General features: G+C 56.0%; 23 protein-coding genes and 2 pseudogenes. 17 read left to right on the top strand and 8 right to left on the bottom strand.

Translation table 11 applies throughout. From position 1 onward, the window contains the following. Window positions 1-89 precede the first annotated feature (89 nt). Both ABSG47_RS08850 and ABSG47_RS08855 read left to right on the top strand, forming a co-directional pair. Window positions 90-1064 carry a universal stress protein gene (locus ABSG47_RS08850; RefSeq protein WP_424168966.1) on the top strand — a complete coding sequence of 325 codons (975 nt, stop codon included), beginning with the start codon at window positions 90-92 and terminating at the stop codon, window positions 1062-1064. An 837-nt stretch (window positions 1065-1901) separates the two neighbouring features. Then, a complete protein-coding gene (locus tag ABSG47_RS08855; protein ID WP_050058610.1) occupies window positions 1902-2522 on the top strand; it encodes a Crp/Fnr family transcriptional regulator in 621 nt (206 codons plus the stop codon). Window positions 2523-2632: 110 nt separating this feature from the next. On the opposite strand, the gene ABSG47_RS08860 is transcribed toward ABSG47_RS08855, so the two are convergent. Continuing rightward, window positions 2633-3097 (bottom strand): hypothetical protein, encoded by a 465-nt coding sequence (locus ABSG47_RS08860; RefSeq protein WP_424168968.1) that lies wholly within the window; start codon window positions 3095-3097, stop codon window positions 2633-2635. Window positions 3098-3142: 45 nt separating this feature from the next. Further along, window positions 3143-3919: a histidine phosphatase family protein gene (locus ABSG47_RS08865; protein ID WP_424168970.1), complete on the bottom strand. Its 777-nt coding sequence runs from the start codon at window positions 3917-3919 to the stop codon at window positions 3143-3145. Between the two features lie 504 nt (window positions 3920-4423). On the opposite strand from ABSG47_RS08865, the gene ABSG47_RS08870 reads away from it, so the two are divergent. After that, window positions 4424-5014, top strand: coding sequence for a mechanosensitive ion channel family protein (locus ABSG47_RS08870; RefSeq protein WP_424168972.1), 591 nt, complete (start codon window positions 4424-4426; stop codon window positions 5012-5014). After that, on the top strand, window positions 5011-5430 hold the full coding sequence (locus ABSG47_RS08875; protein WP_424168974.1) for a mechanosensitive ion channel family protein: 420 nt from the start codon (window positions 5011-5013) through the stop codon (window positions 5428-5430). The genes ABSG47_RS08870 and ABSG47_RS08875 overlap by 4 nt, the downstream gene beginning before the upstream one ends. A 211-nt stretch (window positions 5431-5641) precedes the next feature. Here ABSG47_RS08875 and ABSG47_RS08880 read toward each other — a convergent pair whose 3' ends face one another. The 3 genes from ABSG47_RS08880 to ABSG47_RS08890 form a co-directional block, all read right to left on the bottom strand. Next, complete coding sequence (locus ABSG47_RS08880) at window positions 5642-6616, bottom strand: acyl-CoA desaturase (protein ID WP_424168976.1); 975 nt, start codon at window positions 6614-6616, stop codon at window positions 5642-5644. Between the two features lie 262 nt (window positions 6617-6878). Further along, the gene (locus ABSG47_RS08885) at window positions 6879-8213 is read right to left on the bottom strand and encodes an alpha-amylase domain-containing protein (RefSeq protein ID WP_424168978.1); all 1335 of its coding nucleotides are present in this window, start codon (window positions 8211-8213) and stop codon (window positions 6879-6881) included. A gap of 386 nt (window positions 8214-8599) precedes the next feature. Then, complete coding sequence (locus ABSG47_RS08890) at window positions 8600-8812, bottom strand: helix-turn-helix domain-containing protein (protein ID WP_424168980.1); 213 nt, start codon at window positions 8810-8812, stop codon at window positions 8600-8602. Between the two features lie 314 nt (window positions 8813-9126). On the opposite strand from ABSG47_RS08890, the gene ABSG47_RS08895 reads away from it, so the two are divergent. The 5 genes from ABSG47_RS08895 (at window position 9127) to mgtA (ending at window position 15174) form a co-directional block, all read left to right on the top strand. Then, the gene (locus tag ABSG47_RS08895; RefSeq protein ID WP_424168982.1) at window positions 9127-9783 is read left to right on the top strand and encodes a Crp/Fnr family transcriptional regulator; all 657 of its coding nucleotides are present in this window, start codon (window positions 9127-9129) and stop codon (window positions 9781-9783) included. Window positions 9784-10212: 429 nt separating this feature from the next. Beyond that, on the top strand, window positions 10213-10653 hold the full coding sequence (locus ABSG47_RS08900) for a universal stress protein (RefSeq protein WP_424168984.1): 441 nt from the start codon (window positions 10213-10215) through the stop codon (window positions 10651-10653). Window positions 10654-10894: 241 nt separating this feature from the next. After that, on the top strand, window positions 10895-11080 hold the full coding sequence (locus ABSG47_RS08905; RefSeq protein WP_424169006.1) for a DUF3303 domain-containing protein: 186 nt from the start codon (window positions 10895-10897) through the stop codon (window positions 11078-11080). Between the two features lie 113 nt (window positions 11081-11193). Then, a complete protein-coding gene (locus tag ABSG47_RS08910; protein WP_424168986.1) occupies window positions 11194-11949 on the top strand; it encodes a hypothetical protein in 756 nt (251 codons plus the stop codon). Between the two features lie 639 nt (window positions 11950-12588). Continuing rightward, window positions 12589-15174, top strand: a complete 2586-nt coding sequence (gene mgtA, locus ABSG47_RS08915) for a magnesium-translocating P-type ATPase (RefSeq protein WP_424168988.1) — start codon at window positions 12589-12591, stop codon at window positions 15172-15174. Window positions 15175-15283: 109 nt separating this feature from the next. Here the strand turns inward: mgtA and ABSG47_RS08920 are convergent, their stop codons facing one another. Together ABSG47_RS08920 and ABSG47_RS08925 are read right to left on the bottom strand one after the other, a co-directional pair. Then, window positions 15284-15874, bottom strand: coding sequence for a DUF4142 domain-containing protein (locus tag ABSG47_RS08920; RefSeq protein WP_490355063.1), 591 nt, complete (start codon window positions 15872-15874; stop codon window positions 15284-15286). Between the two features lie 95 nt (window positions 15875-15969). Next, complete coding sequence (locus ABSG47_RS08925; protein ID WP_424168992.1) at window positions 15970-16644, bottom strand: lipid-binding SYLF domain-containing protein; 675 nt, start codon at window positions 16642-16644, stop codon at window positions 15970-15972. Window positions 16645-17127: 483 nt separating this feature from the next. On the opposite strand from ABSG47_RS08925, the gene ABSG47_RS08930 reads away from it, so the two are divergent. Both ABSG47_RS08930 and ABSG47_RS08935 read left to right on the top strand, forming a co-directional pair. Further along, window positions 17128-17283, top strand: a complete 156-nt coding sequence (locus ABSG47_RS08930; protein ID WP_424168994.1) for a DUF3309 family protein — start codon at window positions 17128-17130, stop codon at window positions 17281-17283. Window positions 17284-17574: 291 nt separating this feature from the next. Then, window positions 17575-18405: an AI-2E family transporter gene (locus tag ABSG47_RS08935; RefSeq protein WP_424168996.1), complete on the top strand. Its 831-nt coding sequence runs from the start codon at window positions 17575-17577 to the stop codon at window positions 18403-18405. Here ABSG47_RS08935 and ABSG47_RS08940 read toward each other — a convergent pair. Next, a pseudogene (locus ABSG47_RS08940) lies at window positions 18331-18609 on the bottom strand (RES family NAD+ phosphorylase); the annotation flags it as partial. The gene ABSG47_RS08935 and the pseudogene ABSG47_RS08940 sit on opposite strands and share 75 nt — an antisense overlap. Window positions 18610-18710: 101 nt before the next feature. On the opposite strand from ABSG47_RS08940, the gene ABSG47_RS08945 reads away from it, so the two are divergent. The 6 genes and pseudogenes from ABSG47_RS08945 to ABSG47_RS08970 form a co-directional block, all read left to right on the top strand. Then, window positions 18711-19487, top strand: coding sequence for a hypothetical protein (locus ABSG47_RS08945; RefSeq protein ID WP_424169008.1), 777 nt, complete (start codon window positions 18711-18713; stop codon window positions 19485-19487). A 272-nt stretch (window positions 19488-19759) separates the two neighbouring features. Next, complete coding sequence (locus ABSG47_RS08950; RefSeq protein ID WP_424168998.1) at window positions 19760-19999, top strand: hypothetical protein; 240 nt, start codon at window positions 19760-19762, stop codon at window positions 19997-19999. A gap of 116 nt (window positions 20000-20115) precedes the next feature. Then, entirely contained in the window at window positions 20116-20694 is a 579-nt protein-coding gene (locus ABSG47_RS08955; protein WP_424169000.1) for a nucleotidyltransferase domain-containing protein, read from the top strand. Beyond that, a complete protein-coding gene (locus ABSG47_RS08960) occupies window positions 20624-21067 on the top strand; it encodes a hypothetical protein (protein ID WP_424169002.1) in 444 nt (147 codons plus the stop codon). Before ABSG47_RS08955 ends, ABSG47_RS08960 begins: the two co-directional genes overlap by 71 nt. A 182-nt stretch (window positions 21068-21249) precedes the next feature. Continuing rightward, on the top strand, window positions 21250-21540 hold the full coding sequence (locus ABSG47_RS08965) for a DNA cytosine methyltransferase (RefSeq protein WP_424169004.1): 291 nt from the start codon (window positions 21250-21252) through the stop codon (window positions 21538-21540). Beyond that, window positions 21465-21848, top strand: a pseudogene (locus ABSG47_RS08970) (DNA cytosine methyltransferase); the annotation flags it as partial. The gene ABSG47_RS08965 and the pseudogene ABSG47_RS08970, both read left to right, overlap by 76 nt. Window positions 21849-21954 lie beyond the last annotated feature (106 nt).

Here is a 21954-nt window from a genome sequence, read left to right on the forward strand (position 1 = left end):
AGAAAGGCTGTGACGTTCGTCACGCATATATGTGATCCACAACACAGCAGCCAAAAGCAGGAGACTCGTGAGAATGAAGGGAGATTCCAATGCAAAATGGTGTCGAGGGTCGCTTTAAGAGATGCACGCTGGCTGCGCCTGATCGGATTCTGGTTGCCACCGATTTCTCCGATATGGAGTACCTCCTGCCCCACGCGATCGCGCAGGCACGGGCTGGCGGCTCGGAGGTAACGTTAGTTCATGCCGTTTCTCCTTACAGTGGGTTGCCAACCGAGGCTGGAGCTGTGCCCTCTTATGTAGACAGAACAAAGATGGTTCGGGACGCCCGCGTGATGCTGCTTGGCGTGGTGCGTCAGATCGAGTCACGAGGAATCAGCTGCAATACCGCCGTTCGAGAGGGCCTTGCCAGCGATGTCATTCATGAGGAACTTCGGCGCGCCGATGCGACCAGGCTCATCCTGGGTACCCATGGACGCGGAAGATTGGGTCAACTCGCGCTAGGCTCTGTCGCTCAAGAACTCATCTCCACGGTGAATATCCCGGTATTTGCCGTCGGACCCCACGCCAGCGACGTCGTTCAACACGCTACTCCGCGGAATATCCTCCACCCGGTATCTCTTATGGGCGACTATCAAGAGAGCGTAGATCTGGCTCTCGACATCGCGCAAACCTACAGGTCCGAATTGACTCTCCTGTATGTTCTGGATCCGGACGTCGCAGACAGCACCAATCCTGAGCGGATCCTGGACTGGGCCAGAAACGCGCTGGATGCGCTCACCCCGGATGCGACGGCCCTCATGCCTCCCGTTCACACGCTCGTGACAACGGGCCAATTGACCGAAGAGGTCTTGAAAGCAGCGCTTCAGACCAACGCTGACTGGGTCGTGCTGGGCTCGGACGGAGACCATCGATTCGGACCGATCAACGCAAGCACAGCCTCTAAGTTGCTTACGTCTGCGACTTGCCCAGTACTCTCTTTTCGCCATGAGCCGTATCGAACAGGGAGCCGAAAACTTGAGGTCACTGCTCAACGCAGTTTCGCACCTTCCATTGCCCGAGCATAGCGCGGCAGACTCTTCTATTTTAGATACTCCGCAATCGACCGGAGCCTGGCAGGCAGGTATGGGGCGATTCGTGTGAGCAAAAGTGAACAGAATTGAAAATAGTCGAATGGAATACTCGCTGCTGAATTCGCTTGAGATTTTCTGCGAAAGAACACTTCAGTTTCCTTGTGGTTGAGGGAAGTGTCGCGTACCAATAAAAATCGGCAATTGCACAGGGAGCGGACCGTAGAACATGCTGACCTATGACGCAAGGGAAAATGGATCTGTCTCAGAGACCGAAGTCTACGCCCGATCGAATGCGGCGCAGAAGACTCCGGGGAGCCAAGCTAACTCGCGGTTGAGGACGGAGCACCAGCGAGGTCATAGGTCTTTCAACAACCCGAACATCGTCGTTCCGAGTCCGCGAGCGGTGATCTGCAGGGTGATTCAGCCGGCTTCGCGCTTACGGTTTTCAATATCTGAGAGGTGGCCCCGGTTCGGGTCTAAATACCAGGCCATCTCCGTCTGGGTCCATTTCCTTGCGTTTCTCAGATTTCGAATCCGCATTCCAAGCTGGGCGAGGAGGGCACACCAGACAATCCGGAAGAAGCCAGGAAACTGGCGCGATTACTTGTTCACCTGCGATTTTAACCGCTGCCTACCCAACGTATAGCTATTTTTCCATTTACCCCTAGAAACGGGAAACGGATGCGGCCACAGGCAACGTAAGAGTTTTGGTTACGATGATCCGCTCGAAAGGCACTTTATATGCCGTCAGCCGCGCGACATTCCGCAGATAAATGTGCAGACTGCAGTTTCCGCACCCTGCGTCTCTTTTGCAATCTTGGCGATGATGCCATGCGCCGTCTGGACGAGATTGGGATGCACATGGCACTGCCAGGCCGCGCGGTGGTCTTCAAGGAGAGCCAACCCGCAATTGGTGTTTTCGTTGTCTGCGAAGGGCAGCTTAAGCTCTCGGCGACTTCTCGCGACGGACGTGTGATGATCTTACGTCTTGCCGGAGGTGGCGATGTTTTGGGATTGAGCGCGGCCCTGAACAACATGCAATATGAGGTGACGGCGGAGACGCTCGAACCCACCATCCTCAAGAGCGTACGCCGCGCGGACTTTCTCGAGTTCCTCCAGACCTATGTTGAAGTGGGGAAGAATACTTCACGGGTTTTGGCAAAGGAATATCACGAGGTATTTCTGGATGCCCGCCGCCTGGCGCTTTCCGGATCGGCCTCAGGCCGGCTTGCGCGCCTCCTGCTCGACTGGGCCGCTACCGCGGCCTGCGGTAAACCGGAGCTGCGCTTCACTATGGCGCTTACCCACGAAGAACTCGCCAATATGGCCGGAACCTCTCGCGAGACCGTGACTCGTCTGCTAAATCAATTTGAACGTGACAAGTTCATCGTCCGGCACGGCGCCTCTATCGTGATTCTGAGCGCGGATCAACTAGATCTGTTGGCTGGATAACAGGCTTTCTCTTCCCCTATTCTTTCTTTCAAGTAAGAGGTCACCTGATCGCACGATGTGAGCGCCGTCACAATCGACCGTATCCTCCGTCACCGACACGGCTTCTCTGACTAGCTGAAAGTGGGACGTAGGGAGGAAACCAACAATGCGGAAAACCGCTTCATCCCGTTGCGGATGACGGCAATCGCGGCTGGCTCATGTAGCGGAGCGAATACTACTGCATCCTCAAGATCGCTGAGGACCCGCGCCGTGATCCTCTGGTGCCCCTGCAGCTTCGCACCAGGATGCACTACGCGATATCCGACGGCTTCCACCGCGGGTATCCGTGATTCACAGACTGCGTCCAGGACCAGCCGCATCGCATCCTCCGGCGTCGCCGCCTTCACCTCAGAGTGCCGGTTGCTCAGGTTCGTGCCTCCCGTTCCTCGAAGTTCGAGCGTGGCGTCTGTCTCCCCGATGTTGCTCACCTGCCCATCAAAAAGGCACTTTGGTTCAGAAGCGCTCTGATCGGGATCGGAATCGAACATCGAAAACTTGATGGATGAAGATCCACTATTCACGACCAGGATGTGCATAGTCTGCCTTATTGGTGCCTTCCCCATTGATGGACTGAGCATGACCTAAGTACGAAGGTGACAAGTATCGTCCCAAAGTCGAATCACCGGTTGGGATCGGTTCTCCTCGTACCCGAGAGCGCTCAGACTGGCCGTACTCAGGAGAAAGAACCTTCCGTCCTCCGGCCCGAGGCCGAGCCAGCGGGCAGCCAGCATCCGCAGGAAGCGCCCGCTCGAGAACAGCAGCACGTTCCCCTCAACGGTCCGTACCCGGCTCACTACCTGGTCTGCCCGGGCGCTGACCTGTTCCGCCGTTTCGCCGCCAGGGTAGCCGCCGCGGAACATCTGCCAGCCGGGCCGCACCTTGAGGAGCTCCTCGGTCGTTTTGCCCTCGTCATCGCCGTAGTTCCACTCGAGCAGGTCCGGATCGTCTACGGCTACGGCTTTGAAGCCGGCCAGCTCGCACGTCTTGGACACGCGCTGCAGAGGGCTGGTGAAGACCTTGGCGAAGGTCAATCCCCGCAACCGTTGCCCTAACTGTCGGGCGGTGTGCTCGCCGTGCGCGGTCAGCGGCAAATCGACCAGTCCTGCATGCTGGCCCGTAAGGCTCCAGGCTGTCTCGCCGTGTCGCGCCAGGTAAATAACAGGAAGCGTCTCGTTCATGCCAATCCTCCAAATACACTGCACACGGCCAGCGGATGCCGAGCAATCGTGATTTCCTCGCTGGATAGAATTACGCCGCCGCTTCCAGCTTGCCGTGGTCATCGCAGTGCTTCCCGTGGGGATGATGCAGGTGGCCCTTAACGAGATAATCCACGTGATCTCCGTGCGGCACCCGCTCATGACCACACTTCGGACCATGAACGTGATTTGCCTCATGTGCGCCACAGCTATGCTCCGGCGTGCACTTGTCCTGATTTGTGGCACTGGTTGACAGCTTGTGTTCGTCGACGTGACTCCCGTGGACGTGATGCAAGTGGCCGTCGTGGAGATAGTCGGTATGGCCCTCATGCGTTACAGCCAAATGGCCACAGTTCGGGCCGTGGACGTGCGAATGCTCCTCATGTTTGGTGCAGGTTGCGGTCATCGCTTGTACCTCCGAGGCATCTAAAGTGGAATTTCCGGGTCCAAGGCATTCATTCGCACGAATGTTCGGACGGCATATCCCTTCAATGCAACCCCAATCTAGGCTTGGCCAAAGCGTATAGCTGTTCCATTTTGTACAGGCTGCGATGTGCGTGGCCAAACATACTGGTTGGAGTCATCGTGACTTCTGCGCCATAGCCGGACTCCGTGGCTCGTGGGGACAGCCAGCGTGCGGTCGTCCGCTTGAAAGGAGTCACTCAGATGAAAATGAGCGTCGAAAATCGGCTTATCCTTTTGGGAGGCGCGGTAGTCGCGGGATTGGTGGGCTGGGGGTTTTTGCGACGGCCGCTATCCACATCCCTCTTCGGCATGCTGAACAGCGACGTGCGCCGGTTTTTGCAATGGCCGCTTTTCACACTCGGGAAGGTGCCGCTGACGCCTCTGTTTCTCGTCAAGTGCATCGTGTTCTTGATCGCCCTGTCGCTGTTTTCGCGTTTGTTTCGCAGCTTCCTTGCCAAGAGGGTCCTGACTCACACGTCAATGGACCGCGGACATCAATACGCGTTTGTGCGTGTGTCGGGCTACATCATTTTCGTGCTGGGCCTGGTGATCGGTCTGGACACGGCAGGTTTGAATCTAAGCAGCCTTCTGGTAGTGGGTGGCGCACTGGGCGTTGGCATAGGATTCGGGTTGCAGAACATTGTGGCTAATTTCGTAGCGGGCATCGTGATTTTGTGGGAAGGGCCGATCAAACTGGGGGATTTCATCGACATAGGCAACATTGGCGGTTCCGCGGAGTTGACGGTCTCCCATGGAGAAGTAGTCCGGATCGGCGCACGGGCACGTGGGTGAGGACGTTCGACAACGAAGTAATCATCGTGCCTAACTCCCAACTCATCAACAACCGGGTAGCAAACTGGACGGCGAGTGACCGGACCGTAAGATTCACCATTCCCGTTGGAGTTTCTTACGACAGCGATCTGGATGTGGTGCGCTCCGTGCTGCTGGATATTGCAAAACGCAGCGAGCATGTTCTGCCAGATCCCTCGCCGGTCGTACTGGTTACTGGGTTTGGCGACCACAGTGTCAACATCAGCTTGCGCGTTTCCACGATCACCATGACCGAACGTACCGTTATGCTGAAGAGCGATCTGCTCATGGAGATCTTCCGGGTGTTCCGTGAAAAGAAGATTGATCTGCCGTTCCCCGTTGCCCACCCGCCGGGAAGAACAACTGAAGCGGCCGTTGCCGGAACAAATGAGGCGTGATCGCAGTATCTGTCCAAGATGCAAAGCGAGGTTCAGGCGTGCCAGGCTCTCAAGAAGCGGCTGTTTAAGATGGCTTTCCGCCACGAACAGGCAGTGACACGCGGGGCAGCAACTCTGGGTCAGATATTGCGCGGCTTGGCGTCAAATCACTTCTAAACCCAGAGATGTGGTTGCACCGCGATACATCGAAAACCTGACGGATGGGGATCCACTATTCGCGACCAGCGTTTGCATAACCGTGCCCTGCAAGTGTCTCATCCATCGAAATTGCACTCGCGTCGCCCTTTGGGACTCTACTTGCCGCATCTGTCGTGGATTTGAGGCTGACAGTCTTGACATGTCTCGCAAGGCCGACGCTCTCAAGAAGATGAATACCGTAATAATTCACATCAACCTCGTACCAGGCGAGCCCGTGTCGGGCCGAAACCGGGTAGGCATGATGGTTGTTGTGCCATCCCTCGCCACCCGTCAGCAGAGCCACCCACAGATTGTTGCGGGAGTCGTCACCGGTGGAGAAACGCCGTGAGCCCCAAAGGTGCGTCACGGAATTGACCATCCAGGTGACGTGGAAGCCGATCGTTACAGGTAGAACCGCACCCCATAGGAGCCAGGACCACCCTCCGAGGGCAAACAGGGCAACCCCAACTACAGTCAACGGAACCCAGTGATATCGATTTAACCAACGGTAGTAACGTTCTCGGGCGAGATCCGGAGCATACCGCCTGAGAGCCTCCGTTTCGTTCCGGAGCGAGCCATTCAGAATCCATCCCATGTGGGACCACCACTTGCCGTCGCGCGGGGAGTGCGGATCTCCACTCCTGTCGGTGTATCTGTGATGCATGCGATGGACAGCGACCCAGTAGATCGGTCCTCCCTGGAGAGCAAGCGTGCCGCAGGTAGCGATCAAGTACTCCAACCACTTCGGAGTCGAGTATCCACGGTGAGTCAACAGGCGGTGGTAGCCCATGGCTATTCCGACATTCTGTGCCAAAATCCACACAACGAGAAAGACAACCAGTGCAGACCATCGAAAGTAAAACAAAGCAGCGATCGCGCCAAGATGGAAGCCCACGATGGTAATTGCAAAAATCCAATTGATGCCACGACTCACCGTCTGGGTGTGAAGACCCGTTTTGTCTTCAACCGTAAGATCGGGGAGCGACTCTTCCAGGGTGACGTCGCTCATGGTCTTGTCCTCTCGATACGTTTTAGATATCCTCTGCGAAAGCAGCCTTTGGAGCCAGTGGCGTCGACGAGGCGCTGACCTTCGGAAGATGAAGCGGTGCAAGCAGCATCACCGTCTACCATAGGTGGCAGCGCTAGCAGCCAGTATTCGACTCCGGAGATGTGAAAGCTGTTCAGTTTTGCTCAGGAATGCAAAACACGAACGCGAAACTGGTCATCCAGTGTCGCCGCCAAGCACGTATTCATCCAAGTTCGATCGACTACTACTCCGAAATGGGAGCATAGACGCAGTATCCTCGCGGCGGCGCGGGGAATTCCGCATTTCCCTTGTCGTCAGTTGTACGCTCATCGGGATGAGCCGCATCATGACCATCCCAGGCGACCGGCTTGAACTTCTGTTTAGTCCATTTCGTCTGTACCGAGGTGCCGCTCCACTGATTTCCAAGGTTGTTCAGCACATGGACCAAGCCGCTCTGCGCTTCTGTCCCATGACGCTGCATGATGTACAGGTCGGGATCGGCATGCAGGATCGTGGACTCGCCGCCCGCGTAGCGATGATGCACGTCGATCAGTGCGTCGATTCCATTCGGCGTACGAGGCCGTGCGAGTTCGCAATTGAAGTAGTCCCACCAGAAGACGCACGGATATCCGTCACCAGTCAGAATGAACGAATAGCCAAGCATCTTGTCGTTCACGACTTCATTGCCGCCCATATCGTGGTTTTCGGTGAAGGTGACCGCATTAAACGGACGACCAGCGGAAACCGATTGGCCATCGGTCAGCCGGCGCAGATCGTAATTCGGCGTGTCGCAAACGTCCTTGAGCTTATACCGCAATGGAAAGTCGAAGGCCGCGATCTGATCATCCGTGACCGCCCGCACTTCATCGAGCCAACCGTCGATAGCCTGAGGTCCCGACCAATACTCTCCCACCACAAATGGGGCGAACTCACGGCCGTCTTTCTTCTGGTACTGATACTTCGCGAGCAGTCCGATCATCCATGCCCCGAAACCCTTCACAAAATCGAACCTGAGACCGTCGAAGTCAAGCTCCTCGATGGCAAGGCGCGCATACTCGAACATCGCCTCATACACGCGTGGGTTGCGATGACACAAGTGCGGAAATCCGGCGAACTTCTCACCCTCGATCATGACGCGTTCATATCGGCTCGGATGAAAGCAGTTCCAGTCGCGAGGAAACTTCCCGCTCTTCGGTGTGAACTTTGTCCATCGCTTCTTCCCGTCGAGTGGGTTAGTCTCTTCCTCATCGGCCCCCGAGCAATGGTTGATCACCATATCGGCGATTGCACCGATCTTGTGCTTTCGCATTACCTGGATCAGCGTCTCGAGTTCCGCGCGATTGCCGTACAGGGTCTTGACGGAGCCCTTCTGATCGAAGTCGCCCAGATCAAAATAGTCGTATGGGTCGTAGCCATTTGAGGCAGGGTTTGTGGCTTTGCTGAAAGGCGGTAGCCACATGGAATTGATTCCGGATGCTGCCAGTTGAGGTACTTTCTCGGCGAGGAAGTTCCACCACGCCCCGCGCTTGTTCTCTTTAACCGGAGCGTCCCAATAAAACGCCTGCATCATGACGGCCATTCGCGATCTCTCGATTCTGATGCTATCTCTCAAATCTTCGACACTGTGCCGCATCTATGGATGGGAGTCTTGCACCGACACCCATAGCCGCGGCAGACAGATCAAAGGCTTTGTCTGCTCAGGTGCGTCCCTCTTGTGCCGCTCGAGGCAAGCGCCGCCAGCACTGGCGGCTTTCATGAGCTGCCGGCACTTGCGAGATGAAGCCGCACAAAGTTGCATCACTGACGCCACACAGTAGTTATGGTGATGCTCGCAGACAGTATCGTGCTGCGGAGCCGCAAAAGTTGTACAGTTTTGCTCATCCATCGAGGGAAGTGAATCGCCTTGAGTGCCGCTCAGAGACCCTAAACAATCAGGGTGTGGCATAGGACTTGAGTTCAGGCCAACTAGCGGCCAATCAGTTCTTTTAGAGATATTTTAAGAGCGTCGGCGATTCGTTCGAGAGCCCGAAGTCCTGGCTCTGCCCGTCCGGTTTCAATCGCTGAAATGTGCTCCCGGGCAAGTTCGGCGTGATCGGCGAGGATCTGCTGAGTCCAACCACGCTTCAGGCGCAGTTTACGGATCCGCCCGCCGACCCATACGCAGATGTCGGTTGCCATACCATCAAGGATGGCCGTAGGATAGGACTGCGATGTGAAGCATACTTCACATCGAAACGACGAAGGGAGCTTTTATTTGGGTCTTTTTCCCACGGGCTTCATCTGAAAATCACGATCTACAAAGAAAGAAACAGACCGCAGAAGATATACGCCTGTGATCTACAAATGCAGATTGACTCTGTTTCTCAAGCAGTTGCTTAAAGCAGAGACTTCCGATATCAGAAGGATTCCTCTTTTGTCTTAGATTCGGATGCCGTCTCGTATCCTTTTGAGCTTCTCCTGGACGAGGCCGCCTTCGGGGAAGCTGCCTCCAAATGGTTGAACTGAAGAAGACCTCATTTGATGCCACCATGTTTCTGACGAGCGCAGGCCTCGGACGAAGGATCGTCCGATTCAAGCCGAAGCAGGCCTTCTTTTCGCAGGGAAGTCCGGCTGACTCCGTCTTCTATCTGCAAAAGGGCCGCGCAAAACTCACTGTGGTTTCGCAAGGCGGGAAAGAGGCCACGATCGCGCTCCTCTTTGCCGGCGACTTCGTTGGAGAGGAATCGGTTGCGGGAGTGGCCGGGTTGCGATTAGCAACGGCCACCGCGATTACCGCCTGCGTGGCGCTTAAGATCACCAGAGAGGAAGTGCTGCGCGTGCTGCACGAGGAACATGCCTTCTCCGATCTGTTTCTGAAGTTTCTACTGGCCCGCAGCATGCGAACCCAGGCCGATCTTGTCGATCAGCTTTTCAACTCCAGCGAAAAGCGCCTGGCGCGAGTTCTCCTGTTGATGGCGGAGTTTGGCAGGCCCGGAGAATCGGAAAGATTGATTCCGAAGATCACACAGGAAGCACTGGCGGAAATCATCGGAACCACCCGGTCCCGGGTCAGCTTCTTCATGAACCGTTTCCGCAGCCTCGGCTTCATTGAATACAACGGCGGTATTCGGGTGCACAAATCGCTGCTCAATGTGATTCTGCATGACTGAGCGCAACTCGTCCCTGTTCCACGGTCTATCTACTGAGATCCGATACCACCACGGAAGTAGCTCCCCAATGGTACGACCAACTGCTGAAGAGCAGCCCCATCTCATAACCTTGCGGCGGAACCGACAATTCCGAACAAATGGAAGAGCTTCTCACTGTCTAGAAGCGTAGCCTTAGAGATGCAATGGCCTGCCTGCGGACGGCTGTTTTGGAAAGGCAACGAATCTGTCGCTGCTGAAAGAGTTTTAGAGAGGGCAACGTGAGCCTATACCACGACCTGAATCTTTCTCGGTCCCACGGTGCTTCGACACTGTGAGCCATCCTGTCGATGAGGAAGGGACAGAGTATTCCGTGAATCGCCATGACGGCCGCCTACCAGGATCCTTTCGTTTGGCCGTATCTACCTTGTTGCATCTTAAGGAAGGGAAATCATGAGAATCTTAGTGGGAGTTGACGAGTCAAAGTTCGCCGGAGATATATTGCGGGCTATTGTCGCCCAGTTTCGGACTGAGAACACGGAGATCCTGGTATTGCATGTGTTGGAGACAGTTGGGCCGACTCCCCCTCAGATGGACCCAGGCTACGCGCCCGAGTTGGAGGGCCAGAAAAAGCCAGCTCACGCGTTGGTCGAGCGAATTGCGAAAGAGCTGCAGAGCGCCGGATTCAAGGCCGACACTGCGGTCGAGCTAGGTGACATCAGAGAGGGCATCATCGATCGCGCGGAGGAATGGCGCGCCGATCTGATCGTTATTGGTTCGCATGGGCAGAGAGGCATCCTGCGTTTTCTGCTTGGAAGTGTGGCAGAATTCGTCGCTCGCCATGCGAAGTGTTCCGTAGAGATCGTTCGCACGTCACAGACTCCGCTTTCTTGAATACAACAGCGGTATCTAGGCGTAGAAATTGGGTAATGGGTCAGTTTGAATCCAAAGAACATCTGCTATCGCGAACGTATGATAAAGGACGTTATCATGCGTGAAAAGAGAGAGACCAACTGTTATAAATCCTTACGCTCTTCATGATTGTTGAACACTTCAAGGACGGCGACCCCGAGACGATTCGTGAGCGTTTCGTCCGTGATGGCTGAATGGTGCCCGAAGATATCATCTACCACGGATCGACGCACAAAATGCACGTTGCTTTCACATCATGGAAGCTGCTGATGCAGAAAGGCTCAATGCGTGGACAAGCTGTTGGGACGATTTGATCGATTTTGAAATCACTCCAATCCTGTCCTCTCAGGAATACTGGTTTCAGTTTGAACGAGTTATGTCCCGCGTGCTAATCGGGTTCATAACCTAAAGGGCGTCTGAGAGGTAAACTCCTGCTCATGTTGTTCATGGTCATAGGGGTAGACCCAACAAATGGCACCTGAAAGTCAGCAATCGACACAGCCTTCCCCTCGAGACAATGCAATGATGCTTGGCGCGTTGGGGATCCTCGCCTATGCCGCTTCAATGATGACGCATGAAGCGCTGGGACACGGCGGATATTGTCTCGCCCTGGGTGGCCATAACGTCATGCTCACCGGCTGGGGTGAGGGGTGCAGCGTTCATCCGCCTGGAATTGAGGCGGCGGGTCCTGCGGTGCAATTTGGTGCCGGCCTACTGGCGTGGTTGGTGTTGCACCGGCTGTCCCCGGGCGCCGCCAGGCTACGCTACTTTTTCTGGCTGTATATGGTTTTCAATCTGCTCGTCTTCTCCGGCTATGTCGCATTCAGTGGTGTGACCGATTTCGGAGATGCCGCCGTAATCATCTCTGGCCTCCATGCACACATCGTCTGGCGCGGCGTGCTAATTTTGTTCGGTGCAGTGGTCTACTTCCTGTCAATGCGAGCAACGGCGTTAGAATTTAAGCGATTTGCTGGACTCGATGACGGAAGCAGGCGCCTGTTCCGCCTCGTCTGGATTCCGTATGTCACGGCCGGCGCTTTTGCGTGCTGCGCTGGTGCATTGAACCGAACCATGGGGCACGGCACCGCGATTGGATTGGCAGCGGCATCATCTTTCGGCGGCGGTCTGGGTATGTTGTGGCTGCCCGATATGCAGCGCGGGATGGCGGTGAGCGCACCGGCACCGAGTGTCTATCTCAGCTGGAGCGCTGCGTGGGCTGTCGCGGCGGCCGGCGTCGTTGTGGCTTTTCTATTTTTTATCGGCCCTGGACTGAAGTGATCGCGTCTACCGCCACAGGTACCCAGAGGGTCACGGAACCAAATGGCGCCTGGTGACAAGACTGTTTGGGTTAGGCGGAGGAGCGAGCAGGTCTTTGCGACGAAGTGCCTGAAAAACGGATTCAACTTCACGAATGCGAACGCGGTCTTTGGGGTCACCACCTAAAGTTCCGGAATTCCGGCTATTCAAAGCTGGGGATTCAAATTGACCACTACCAGAAATTGCCCAGACTTTGAGATGGCCAAGCTGTCTTGTACGCCGAGAAAACCGTAGATACGGCAAAATCAGGAGTTGATTCCGGCCACCCTTTAGAAAACTAAACAGGGAAGCAGGGAACCATGCGGCAACTTACGTGCGCTGCAGAAGCGCTTGCCTGTACTGAGCAAAATGGCTCAGTTTTCTCATGCCGGCGAGCGGATACTGCTAGGAAATCGGAAGCAACACTTCCGTTGTCACCGTGTGGGACACTCGTGCTCCGCTTGTATGCTGCGGAATCCATCCTCGAACCAGCGAACATCGGAGTGCCTGAGGATGAAACCGGCCAACATCACAGACTCAGCGTTGGCTGTGGCCAAAGACCGTAGCCCTAACGCCGCTGGCACTCCGGCGGCTCTTCCGCCCCCGGGTAAGTCTCCGCCTGTGCCAAAAGCGAAAGACCATAACATCCGTGTTTCCCCGGCTGTCATCGATGCAGCAGGAAAGGACGGCGATGAACTGCTTCGTTCGCTGGGCACCACCGGCGAAGGTCTGACGCAGGCTGAGGCCGAGGACCGGGCGCGAAAGACGGGGCCGAATGTAGTCGCGCAGGAGCGAAGGCGCGGCTGGTTTCTCCGCCTCCTGGTCATCCTCCGCAATCCTCTGGTGATCTTGCTCGCGGCACTTTCCTCGATTTCCTTTGCCACCGGCGATCCCCGCGCCGGTAGCGTCATGGCCGGAATGGTGGTTCTCAGCGCAGCGTTGCGCTTCTTCCAGGAGGCGCGCGCCGACTCAGCTGCGGCCAAGCTGAAGGCCATGATCCACGTGACGGCTACCGTGGTTCGCGATGGAAACGCCCGCGAGCTTCCCCTATGCGACCTGGTTCCTGGAGACATCATTCATCTATCTGCCGGCGACATGATTCCGGGCGATGTGCGGGTGCTTTCCGCAAAGGACCTATTCGTTAGCCAGGGAACGCTGACGGGAGAGTCGCTTCCCGTGGAGAAATTCCACGATGCCGATCCCAAACCGGCGAACTCGCCGACGGAACTCAAAAACACCTGCTTCATGGGCACGAGCGTTGAAAGCGGGACGGCGACCGCAGTCGTGGTCGCCACGGGAGTCAACACCTACCTCGGGAGCATGGCCGACTCGATCACCGGGGACGCGCCGCCGACCAGTTTCGACAAGGGCATCAACGGCTTCACCCGGCTGATGATCCAGCTCATGGCCGTCATGGTGCCGCTTGTCTTCCTTATCAATGGATTCACCAAACACGATTGGAAGAGCGCTTTTTTCTTTTCACTGGCCGTGGCGGTAGGGCTTACTCCGGAGATGCTGCCCATGATCGTCTCGGTCTGCCTCGCCAAGGGCGCGATTGCCATGAGCCGCAAGAAGGTGATTGTCAAGCGCCTCAATTCCATCCAGAACTTCGGTGCCATGGACTTGCTGTGCACCGATAAGACCGGCACGCTCACCGAGGACCGGGTGGTGCTGCAGCGCCACTGCAATGTCGCCGGACGCGAGACGGATGAGGTACTGCTCGACGGATACCTTATCAGCCATTTTCAGACGGGGCTCAAGAACCTGCTCGACACGGCCATCCTGCACAGTTCGGACTTTCATGAGCAATCCCTGGTCGAGAAATACAAGAAGCTCGATGAGATTCCTTTCGACTTTACCCGCCGCATGATGTCCGTGCTCGTCGAAAATCCCGTGGGCAAGGCGGTGCTGCTGACCAAGGGCGCGCCGGAGGAGATCTTCCGCCAGTGCTCCCAGTTCGAACTGGATGGGAAGCTGTCACCTATGGACGACGCCCTGATGAAAGGGCTAAGCGGCGAATATGCGAGTCTGAGCAACGACGGATTCCGGGTCCTGGCGGTCGCGATGAAGGAGCTGCCCGGAAAACAGGCTTGCTCCAGGGATGACGAACGCGATCTCGTGCTGAAGGGGTATGTTGCGTTTCTCGACCCGCCGAAACCTACCGCGGCAACCGCCATTCAGGCGCTGCACAGGCACGGGGTCGGCGTGAAGATTCTCACCGGCGACAACGACCTGATCAGCCGTAAGGTGTGCAGAGACGTGGGACTGCTCGCCGACCCGATGCTGCTGGGCGACGATCTGGAGAAACTGTCCGACACCGAGCTTGCTGACGCTGCTGAGAAGACAACCCTCTTTGCACGCCTGTCTCCCGCGCATAAGCAGCGGATCATTCGCTGCCTGCGCGCTAAGGGCCATGTAGTCGGATATATGGGTGACGGCATCAACGACGCCCCCGCATTGCACGTCGCGGACATCGGCATCTCGGTCGACACCGCGACCGACATCGCCAAAGAATCGGCCGACCTGATCCTCCTGGAAAAAGACCTGATGGTGCTGGAGGGCGGTGTCATCGAAGGCCGGAAGGTCTTTGCCAACATTCTCAAGTACATCCGAATGGGCGCCAGTTCCAACTTCGGAAATATGTTCAGCGTCCTGGGAGCGAGCGCCTTCCTCCCGTTCTTACCCATGACTCCGATTCAGATTCTGAGCAACAACATGCTCTATGATTTCTCGCAGGTGCCAATTCCCACTGATTCGGTCGACGAAGAACTCGTGGCGCTGCCGAGGCCATGGAATATCAAGGAAATTAAACGGTTCATTCTCTGCATAGGACCCATCAGCTCGATCTTCGACTACACGACCTTCTTCGTTATGCTCGATCTCTTCAAGTGCTGGGCTCCATCCCGCGCTCCGTTGTTTCAGACTGGCTGGTTTGTCGAGTCGATCATGACCCAGACACTGATCATCCACATTATCCGCACCAACAAGATCCCTTTCCTGCAGAGCCGTGCGAGCTGGCCGTTGTTGATCACAACCCTGTCCATCATGGCCTTCGGAGCATGGCTTCCTTATTCCCCCGTGGCGGCGTCGCTTGGCCTGGTCCATTTACCGAGGCTATACTGGCCGATCCTGCTGGCAACGCTTTTTGCCTACTCTTGCCTGACGCAAGGGATGAAAGTCTGGCTGCTCCGAATGAAATGGATTTGAACGGAGTGCTTACGCTCCGCCAGCAAGCAACCAAAGTCCGCAAAGTTCAATACGAGCAAAGGCCATTGCGTGGCTCCGCACCGCACCGTCACTGGGTTTTAGCTTCTCTTCACTGGGCTTTGGCTCTCTCCAGATCTTTCGCACCGGCAAGATGCTTCTCGAGAACGGGCAAAGCCGCCCCCGCATAGGATTTCAGAGCCGGATTCTGCGCGTCTGTCGCTTCCTTCTTGTAAACGACGATCGCTTTGGTGTGTCCGGCAATCATCTCCCGGATATAACGGCGATCAAAGGCTACGCCCTTCAGCTTCTGGAAGGGGTCAATCATCGTTCGATTGTGCTCGGTGTCGATCGCGTTTGGCACGTTCAGGCTGGCCTGGTGCGCCGCGTCGTACAGTTGGTGGAAGTCGTTGGTGTGATCGGTGACCAGCGACTGAGCGTAATCTTTTACCGGTTGCGAGGAAGCCGCGGTTTGCGCCAACTGTCCAAGATTGGCCTCCGCCATGTCGGTTTGTGCGGCGAAATCGACAAAGCGCTGGTCAGTCATAGCCGATCCTTCAGCGGTTGTTTTTTGAGCCAACGCAGGAATCGAACACAGAGCGATGCAGCAAACAGCGGAAAGCATAGGTTTCATCTGAATTTCCTTCCCATCAAAACCAGTGAGATGCCAAATTAGATATGAATCGATGCAACGCGCTCGCATCGTCTACCTTCCCGCAGGAGGCTGGGATGTTCCTTCCGTTGGGACGCAGTGTGCGCAGTCTGACTCTTTTCGTCAAGACTGCCCGCCCGTCCGCGCTAGCTGCTGTATGCGTCAAGCTCATGTATCAGGCTATGTGCCGAAGCTGGGACATGGATCGTGCCGTCCACAATCTGATGCCGATCCACATTGGTTCCATACAGCGCCTGATCCCCGCTTTTGTCCGCCTGCATTACAGCGCCATCCAGACTGATTCCAGCGAACACACCTTTGCTACGCGAATAGGACAGAATCTCTGCGTTCAACTTTAGATCCGTGGCGGCGGTGGCGTTCCGTCCTACCGGACCTGCCGCTACTGTAGCGTCGCCACCGAGTTTGAACTTGTCGCTCAGAAGGCTATGCAAGGCGTGGTCATTCATAAAGAGCATGATGATATCCGTTGAAGAGCCGCCAATTTGGAAGCCTATGCTTCCCTCGTCGATGGCGACAAACATCGGGGCGCTCCAGCCGTGCGCTGTGCGGCAGGTTGCGACTCCGCGACCATAGCTGCCACCGAAGATGAAGGCCAGCTTCTTGTCTCCTGGGATAATGGCAACGCACTTCGCCTTGTTCAGCAGGTCATGCGGAATGCCCTTATCAGGCGTATCCATAATCTCTTTGAAGACCTGTGCAGCTTTTTGGGTGCGGGCGACGTCGTCGTCACGGTCGGAGGCGACCGCGACTTGGGTTACCACCAGAACAAGTGCTGAGAAGATCAGAAGACGCTTCAACATATCGTTACCCTCTTCGCTATAGAGCAAGATTTAGGAGACTGCCCATTCATGGCGCTTCCCCAACCAGTGGTTGAATCAGAAATGACCTGATCCGTACGTCAGGCACGTGAGCGCGACCTGGAAGGATTATCGAGAAGTAGGTCAGCCATGTTGCTATCTTCCAGAACGACGCCCATTTCAACTGAATGCTAAACGGCAACCTCGTGAGCGTACTGTACAAAATTGACCAGATTCCGCGTTCGAATCTCATCGAAAAAACCACAATCAACCTCCGAATCTCGTAACCTGACGCGAGCGAATCGTTCTGATTGCCTCCGCATTCTTCGCGATTCGGTCTTACCCTTCCAGGCCATCCACCGGCCATGAGCAAAACAGAACAGATAATGAATTCTGCAGGTGCGATGCTGGCCTATGGTGTGGGCACCAGTTCACTCCAGCGCTGAATAGTGAAGTCACACCGTCTTCACTTTTCGGGAGGACACTATGTTAGGAACTATCTTGATCGTCGTAGTCCTGTTGCTCCTCGTAGGGGCATTTCCCAGATGGGGCTATAGTCGCGGCTGGGGCTACTATCCAAGCGGTGGCTTAGGTTTGGTTCTCATTGTGCTCGTCGTGCTGTTGCTGCTTGGCCGGATTTAGGGCCAGCAATTCTCTTCGAGAGCTTGCTCACCAGGACTACGGCTGAGCTAATCGAGTTCGTCCGTGGCCATCCAAGCAATAGTGCCCATGGAATCGAGGATCCTGAGGGCACAAAGTCCAAAAAGAGAGTGTATGATCAACGGCGCCTTCCATCTCGAGTACGCGACGAATTGGACGTATCAGCCAGCGGTCCAGCATGGCATCCTTCCGCTGAACACGAACTAGAGCTAGAACTTAAGATCAGCGGTGACCTGTCTCAGTGTGCGTCAGATAGTCGTGAACGGATGAAGCATGCTTACAAGGTTTTGGGACCCAGCAACCGCGCGAATTCTTTGTACTGCGCTGATCCTTGCTCTGGTCTTAGCCTTCCTATATGAAGCCCAGGAAACGCTTACACTCTTTCTCTTTGCGATCTTGTTTGCTTACTTTGTCGAGCCGCTCGTTTCTCGTCTGGAACCTCCTCTCCGCGGACGGATCAAAGCAATCGCGGCAGTTTACTTCATCCTCATTGCTGTGCTCGTGGGGCTGGGGTTTTTGGTAGGACCACGAATCGCCGCGGAAGCCAGATCGCTTGCCACAAGTCTGCCCACTCTACTAGACAGAATGGGCTCGGGCCAGTTGGTTTCCCAGATAGGGCGAAAGCAAGGCTGGAGCGAAGTTCGGCAGGTTCAGATTCAAAGCTTATTCGTAGCTCATCGATCAGACATCCTAAGATACGCTCAGGCTTTGGGTGGGAAGCTCGCTGAACCTGCGCAGCATATTTGGTGGCTGATCCTCATCCCCATACTTAGTCTGTTCTTTCTCAAGGACGGCTTATCGATCGCAAACGGGATAATCGATTTGGGTCGCACTCCTGAGGAGAAGAGAACGATTGGCGGCATCGTTGGCGATATCAACGTCATGCTTGGCAGCTACATCCGTGCGCAATTAATCCTCGCATCCCTCACAGTCGTGTCCTACACTCTCGCCTTAAGCGTGATGCGGGTTTCGAATGCCGTCGGGTTTGGTTGGATGCTGCCGGAGGGCTGTGGACCACTGTTGCGAGATCGAGTAGGAGCCAGTCGTCAGCCGATTGTCCGCACCAATGCTGGTGAGGCCGCCCGGCTCAACCAGGTCCACTAACCTCAGGTCTTCTGTGAGTTCCATCCGGGCAATCGCGCGGGCATCGAGATAGGCGCCCGATACGGAAGGCACACCAGTCGTTGCACCACAGGAGTCAAGCAGGCAACACTCTGGGTCCTCGCCGGCGTAGAGCACACCGAAACATCCAGGGCTTCCGTTGGCCGGATCGCAATTCGGATCATCGAAGCGGTAGTTGCCCGACATACCGAAGAACACTGGATCGTGAATCTTCTGGTGATGCCGGTAGATCGCTTTGCCGGCGTGCAGTGTGAAGATGATCGGCTTTTGCGTCGGCAGCTCGGGATGTGGCGGCGGGTGACTCCTTCGCTGATGCCGATGAGGGCGCGTTCCTGGGCTCAACCGAGCAGAGCATTGCCGTGTTGCCGGGCAGGGGCGGCATCGGCAAGACAAAATTGGTCCGCGAGTGGGCGGCAAGGCAAACGTCCTGGAACATCCTCTGGGCGAGTGAAATGCGTCCTTGGCACCCAGCTGCCGAAAACGAGATACCCCACGGAGACACTCTGCTGGTGGTTGACGATGCCCATCGCTATCCCGACTTGGCGCAGGTCATCGGACTGGTGGCGAGTTGGCGAGGGCCGCAGAGACTGAAGATGGTGATCACAACGCGCCCGAGTGGCCGGGACTACGTGAATGAGCGGCTGGCCCAGTTTGTTGATGAAACCCGTGTCCTTCGCTGCCCAACCCTGAAGGAGCTCACGCTCGACGAAACGATCGAACTCGCGGAGGAGATGCTGGGGACAGGCTTCGCGCATCTGGCACGTCCGCTCGCGCAGGTGTCTCAGGACACGCCGCTCGTCACGGTCGTGGGCGGCCGGCTCATTGCCAGGGGAGAGATCCTTCCCGATCTATTGGGGAACCACGAGGCATTCCAGCACGCTGTCTTCGATAAATTTGCCAGCGAATGCGCCGGCCAGCTTCCAACCGGAGGGAAATTCAAGGAGGAGCTTCTCCATCTGCTCGCAGCAGTCCAGCCGGTCGATGAGCGCGCGCCTGCTTTCGATGCGGCCGCGCCCGCGTTTCTCGAACTCTACCCGGAGGCGGTGCGGGGTGTGCGGCAGTGAAGCGATCTTCAGCTTAACCACCCTCATCGACGGCCCCCCGCCGGGACCAAACTCCGGTCCAGCTCCCGCAGGGTGCGTTTTCCCAGCGATGTACACGGATTCGGCAAGGGCCGCATAAGACTTCAAGAAAAGGAAGGAGAGCGCCATGGAAACCGTCCTCGAGCCTGACTACGCCGATCCGTCCTACAATGGAAACGTTGTCGCGGAGTCAAACGAGTTGGCGACATTGGATCAATACTGGCGCGAACGGCGGACCCGGTACGAAGAGAACCTTGAACGTTATAAGGTGCACGCCGAAGACCGGTGTCATCCAGAGCTACCAGCACAACCAGACTGCCGGTTGGCTGCACATCGATCCGCAAGGCCAGTTCTATGACCGCCAAGCCCAGCCCATAGCAAAGGAGAATGCTCTGGAACACGCTGGGCATGTAGCTCTTGCTGTCAATGAAATCTCTCAAGCTCAATCCGTAGCTAAGGGCGCAGTCGGCACCGATCAGGGACTGAGTTTGTGATCCAGCGGTAGGCGCTTGATTTATTACGCAATATGCGTAATAATATACGCAATATGCGTAAGGATTCCACTCTCGCAGCCCTTCTCAGTCCGACTCGACAAGGCGTTCTGACATCCTTGTTCCTCCGGCCGGATAAGGAATGGTATCTGAGCGAATTGGCGGCTTCGCTCGGTACCGGCCCCTCATCGCTGCAACGGGAGATCGATGCGCTTGTTCGCGTCGGAGTCCTGGCCAAGCGCGTCGATGGCCGGAGAAGCTATATCAAGGCCAATGAGGACTCGCCGATCTTTCCCGAACTGCGCGGACTGATTGAAAAGTCCAGCGGTATCGTTCCGATGCTTCGAGAGGCGATCGCGGGGACCAAGGGGCTGAAGATTGGATTCGTCTACGGTTCGCTCGCCCGCGGAGAAGAGGGCGCCGGTAGCGACGTGGATGTGATGATCCTGGGTGACGTAAGCTCGATGGAGTTGAGCCCCCGGTTACGCGCTGTGGAAGCAGCTGTCGGCCGGCAAGTCAATCCGACCGTTTTCTCTGTCGAGGAGTTTGCCAGGAAGGCTGCCGAGAAAAATCACTTCCTGCGGACGGTCCTGCGAAACAAGAAGATAATGTTGGTAGGAACAGAAGATGAGTTGGAAGAAATTGCTCGCGGCTCGGAAAATTCACACGCACCATTCGAGCAAGCAGGAACTCGATGAACTTCGCGCCGTGGTCAGAAGGGATCTGGCTGACGCAGCGCTCCCAGCACTTTCTGAGGATCGCCGATTCGCAACGGCCTACAACGCAGCTTTGCAAGTGGCGAGAATGGCGACCGCCTGTTCCGGATACCGTGTCGCGGCCGTGCCGGGCCATCATGCTCTCAGTTTTGAATGTGCCGCCCTGGCGCTTGGGAAACAAGCTGATCGACTGGTGTTGTTCTTCGATGGCTGCCGGCGCAAGCGCAACGTCATCGACTACACAGGAGTACAGATTGCTACATCGACCGAAGCGGCAGAGCTCCTCCAGCACACTCGGGAGTTCAGTGCTCTGGTGGAGTCGTGGATTCAGAACTCTCACCCGCACCTGAGCTGAACAGGTCACACATAGAAGCGCCGGACCCTGGCTTTTGAAATCTCACAGCGAGTGTAGCGATTAGAATCTAGAGCAGTATCGGACGGCAAAGCGAATGGGGCTAAACCCGTAAGTCATAGATTTTACTATACATTAGGATATTGTTGGTCTATAATGTGCCAGAATCCTGGTACCCAGCAATCATGCGCCTTCGCCAACCTAAGTCCCGATTTATCAGTCTTTTCTCCGGTTGTGGGGGATTGGACCTCGGTTTCACACAAGCCGGATTCGAGTGCGCAAATGCATACGACTCCGATCCGGCGGCTGTCGAAACACATAGAAGCAATTTCGGGTCGATTGCCAAACTACAAGATCTTGCAACAACGAATATTGTTGGCGAGGGTCGGCTTCTGTCCTCGTTGCCGGTCCTCCCTGTCAGGGCTTTTCAACCGCTGGACGTCGCAGATTTGACGATCCTCGAAATACCTTGCTGACCCTCGCCGGGGAGATCGCATTACAAATGCGCCCAAAGGTCATTCTGATAGAGAATGTGGCTGGTGCCAAAGCCGGTGAACATCGAGCGTACTGGGATAAGCTTTGTGCGATGCTGACGTCTGGTGGGTACAGGACAGCAGTGAAGCAGTGTGAAGCGTACCAATTTGGGGTCCCGCAGACTCGCAAGCGGCTCATTTTGGTGGCATGGGTAGGATCGAAGGAATTTACATTCCCGAAGCCCATTTCCGCGAAGCCTACGCTGCGATCAGCTTTGGCGGGCGTGGAATTAGCACTAGGAACTCATTGAAAAACGCCACAAGTCCTTGAATTCCTTGGGGAGTTGTGGACTTTTTGCCTTCAAACCGGTTTGAATTGGTGTTTTGGTGCGTGTTTATGGGGCTTTTCGGGTTCTG

The organism is Occallatibacter sp., assembly GCF_049510455.1.
Lineage (GTDB): Bacteria > Acidobacteriota > Terriglobia > Terriglobales > Acidobacteriaceae > Telmatobacter.

What these genes read in the sequence shown, in the direction of transcription:
- ABSG47_RS08850 (WP_424168966.1), top strand. Translation starts at nt 90, where the DNA reads ATGCAAAATGGTGTCGAGGGTCGCTTTAAGAGATGCACGCTGGCTGCG.
- ABSG47_RS08855 (WP_050058610.1), top strand. Translation starts at nt 1,902, where the DNA reads ATGCGCCGTCTGGACGAGATTGGGATGCACATGGCACTGCCAGGCCGC.
- ABSG47_RS08860 (WP_424168968.1), bottom strand. Translation starts at nt 3,097, where the DNA reads ATGCACATCCTGGTCGTGAATAGTGGATCTTCATCCATCAAGTTTTCG.
- ABSG47_RS08865 (WP_424168970.1), bottom strand. Translation starts at nt 3,919, where the DNA reads ATGAGCGGGTGCCGCACGGAGATCACGTGGATTATCTCGTTAAGGGCC.
- ABSG47_RS08870 (WP_424168972.1), top strand. Translation starts at nt 4,424, where the DNA reads ATGAAAATGAGCGTCGAAAATCGGCTTATCCTTTTGGGAGGCGCGGTA.
- ABSG47_RS08880 (WP_424168976.1), bottom strand. Translation starts at nt 6,616, where the DNA reads ATGAGCGACGTCACCCTGGAAGAGTCGCTCCCCGATCTTACGGTTGAA.
- ABSG47_RS08885 (WP_424168978.1), bottom strand. Translation starts at nt 8,213, where the DNA reads ATGGCCGTCATGATGCAGGCGTTTTATTGGGACGCTCCGGTTAAAGAG.
- ABSG47_RS08890 (WP_424168980.1), bottom strand. Translation starts at nt 8,812, where the DNA reads ATGGCAACCGACATCTGCGTATGGGTCGGCGGGCGGATCCGTAAACTG.
- ABSG47_RS08895 (WP_424168982.1), top strand. Translation starts at nt 9,127, where the DNA reads ATGGTTGAACTGAAGAAGACCTCATTTGATGCCACCATGTTTCTGACG.
- ABSG47_RS08900 (WP_424168984.1), top strand. Translation starts at nt 10,213, where the DNA reads ATGAGAATCTTAGTGGGAGTTGACGAGTCAAAGTTCGCCGGAGATATA.
- ABSG47_RS08910 (WP_424168986.1), top strand. Translation starts at nt 11,194, where the DNA reads ATGATGCTTGGCGCGTTGGGGATCCTCGCCTATGCCGCTTCAATGATG.
- ABSG47_RS08920 (WP_490355063.1), bottom strand. Translation starts at nt 15,874, where the DNA reads ATGCGAGCGCGTTGCATCGATTCATATCTAATTTGGCATCTCACTGGT.
- ABSG47_RS08925 (WP_424168992.1), bottom strand. Translation starts at nt 16,644, where the DNA reads ATGTTGAAGCGTCTTCTGATCTTCTCAGCACTTGTTCTGGTGGTAACC.
- ABSG47_RS08930 (WP_424168994.1), top strand. Translation starts at nt 17,128, where the DNA reads ATGTTAGGAACTATCTTGATCGTCGTAGTCCTGTTGCTCCTCGTAGGG.
- ABSG47_RS08935 (WP_424168996.1), top strand. Translation starts at nt 17,575, where the DNA reads ATGCTTACAAGGTTTTGGGACCCAGCAACCGCGCGAATTCTTTGTACT.
- ABSG47_RS08960 (WP_424169002.1), top strand. Translation starts at nt 20,624, where the DNA reads ATGAGTTGGAAGAAATTGCTCGCGGCTCGGAAAATTCACACGCACCAT.
- ABSG47_RS08965 (WP_424169004.1), top strand. Translation starts at nt 21,250, where the DNA reads ATGCGCCTTCGCCAACCTAAGTCCCGATTTATCAGTCTTTTCTCCGGT.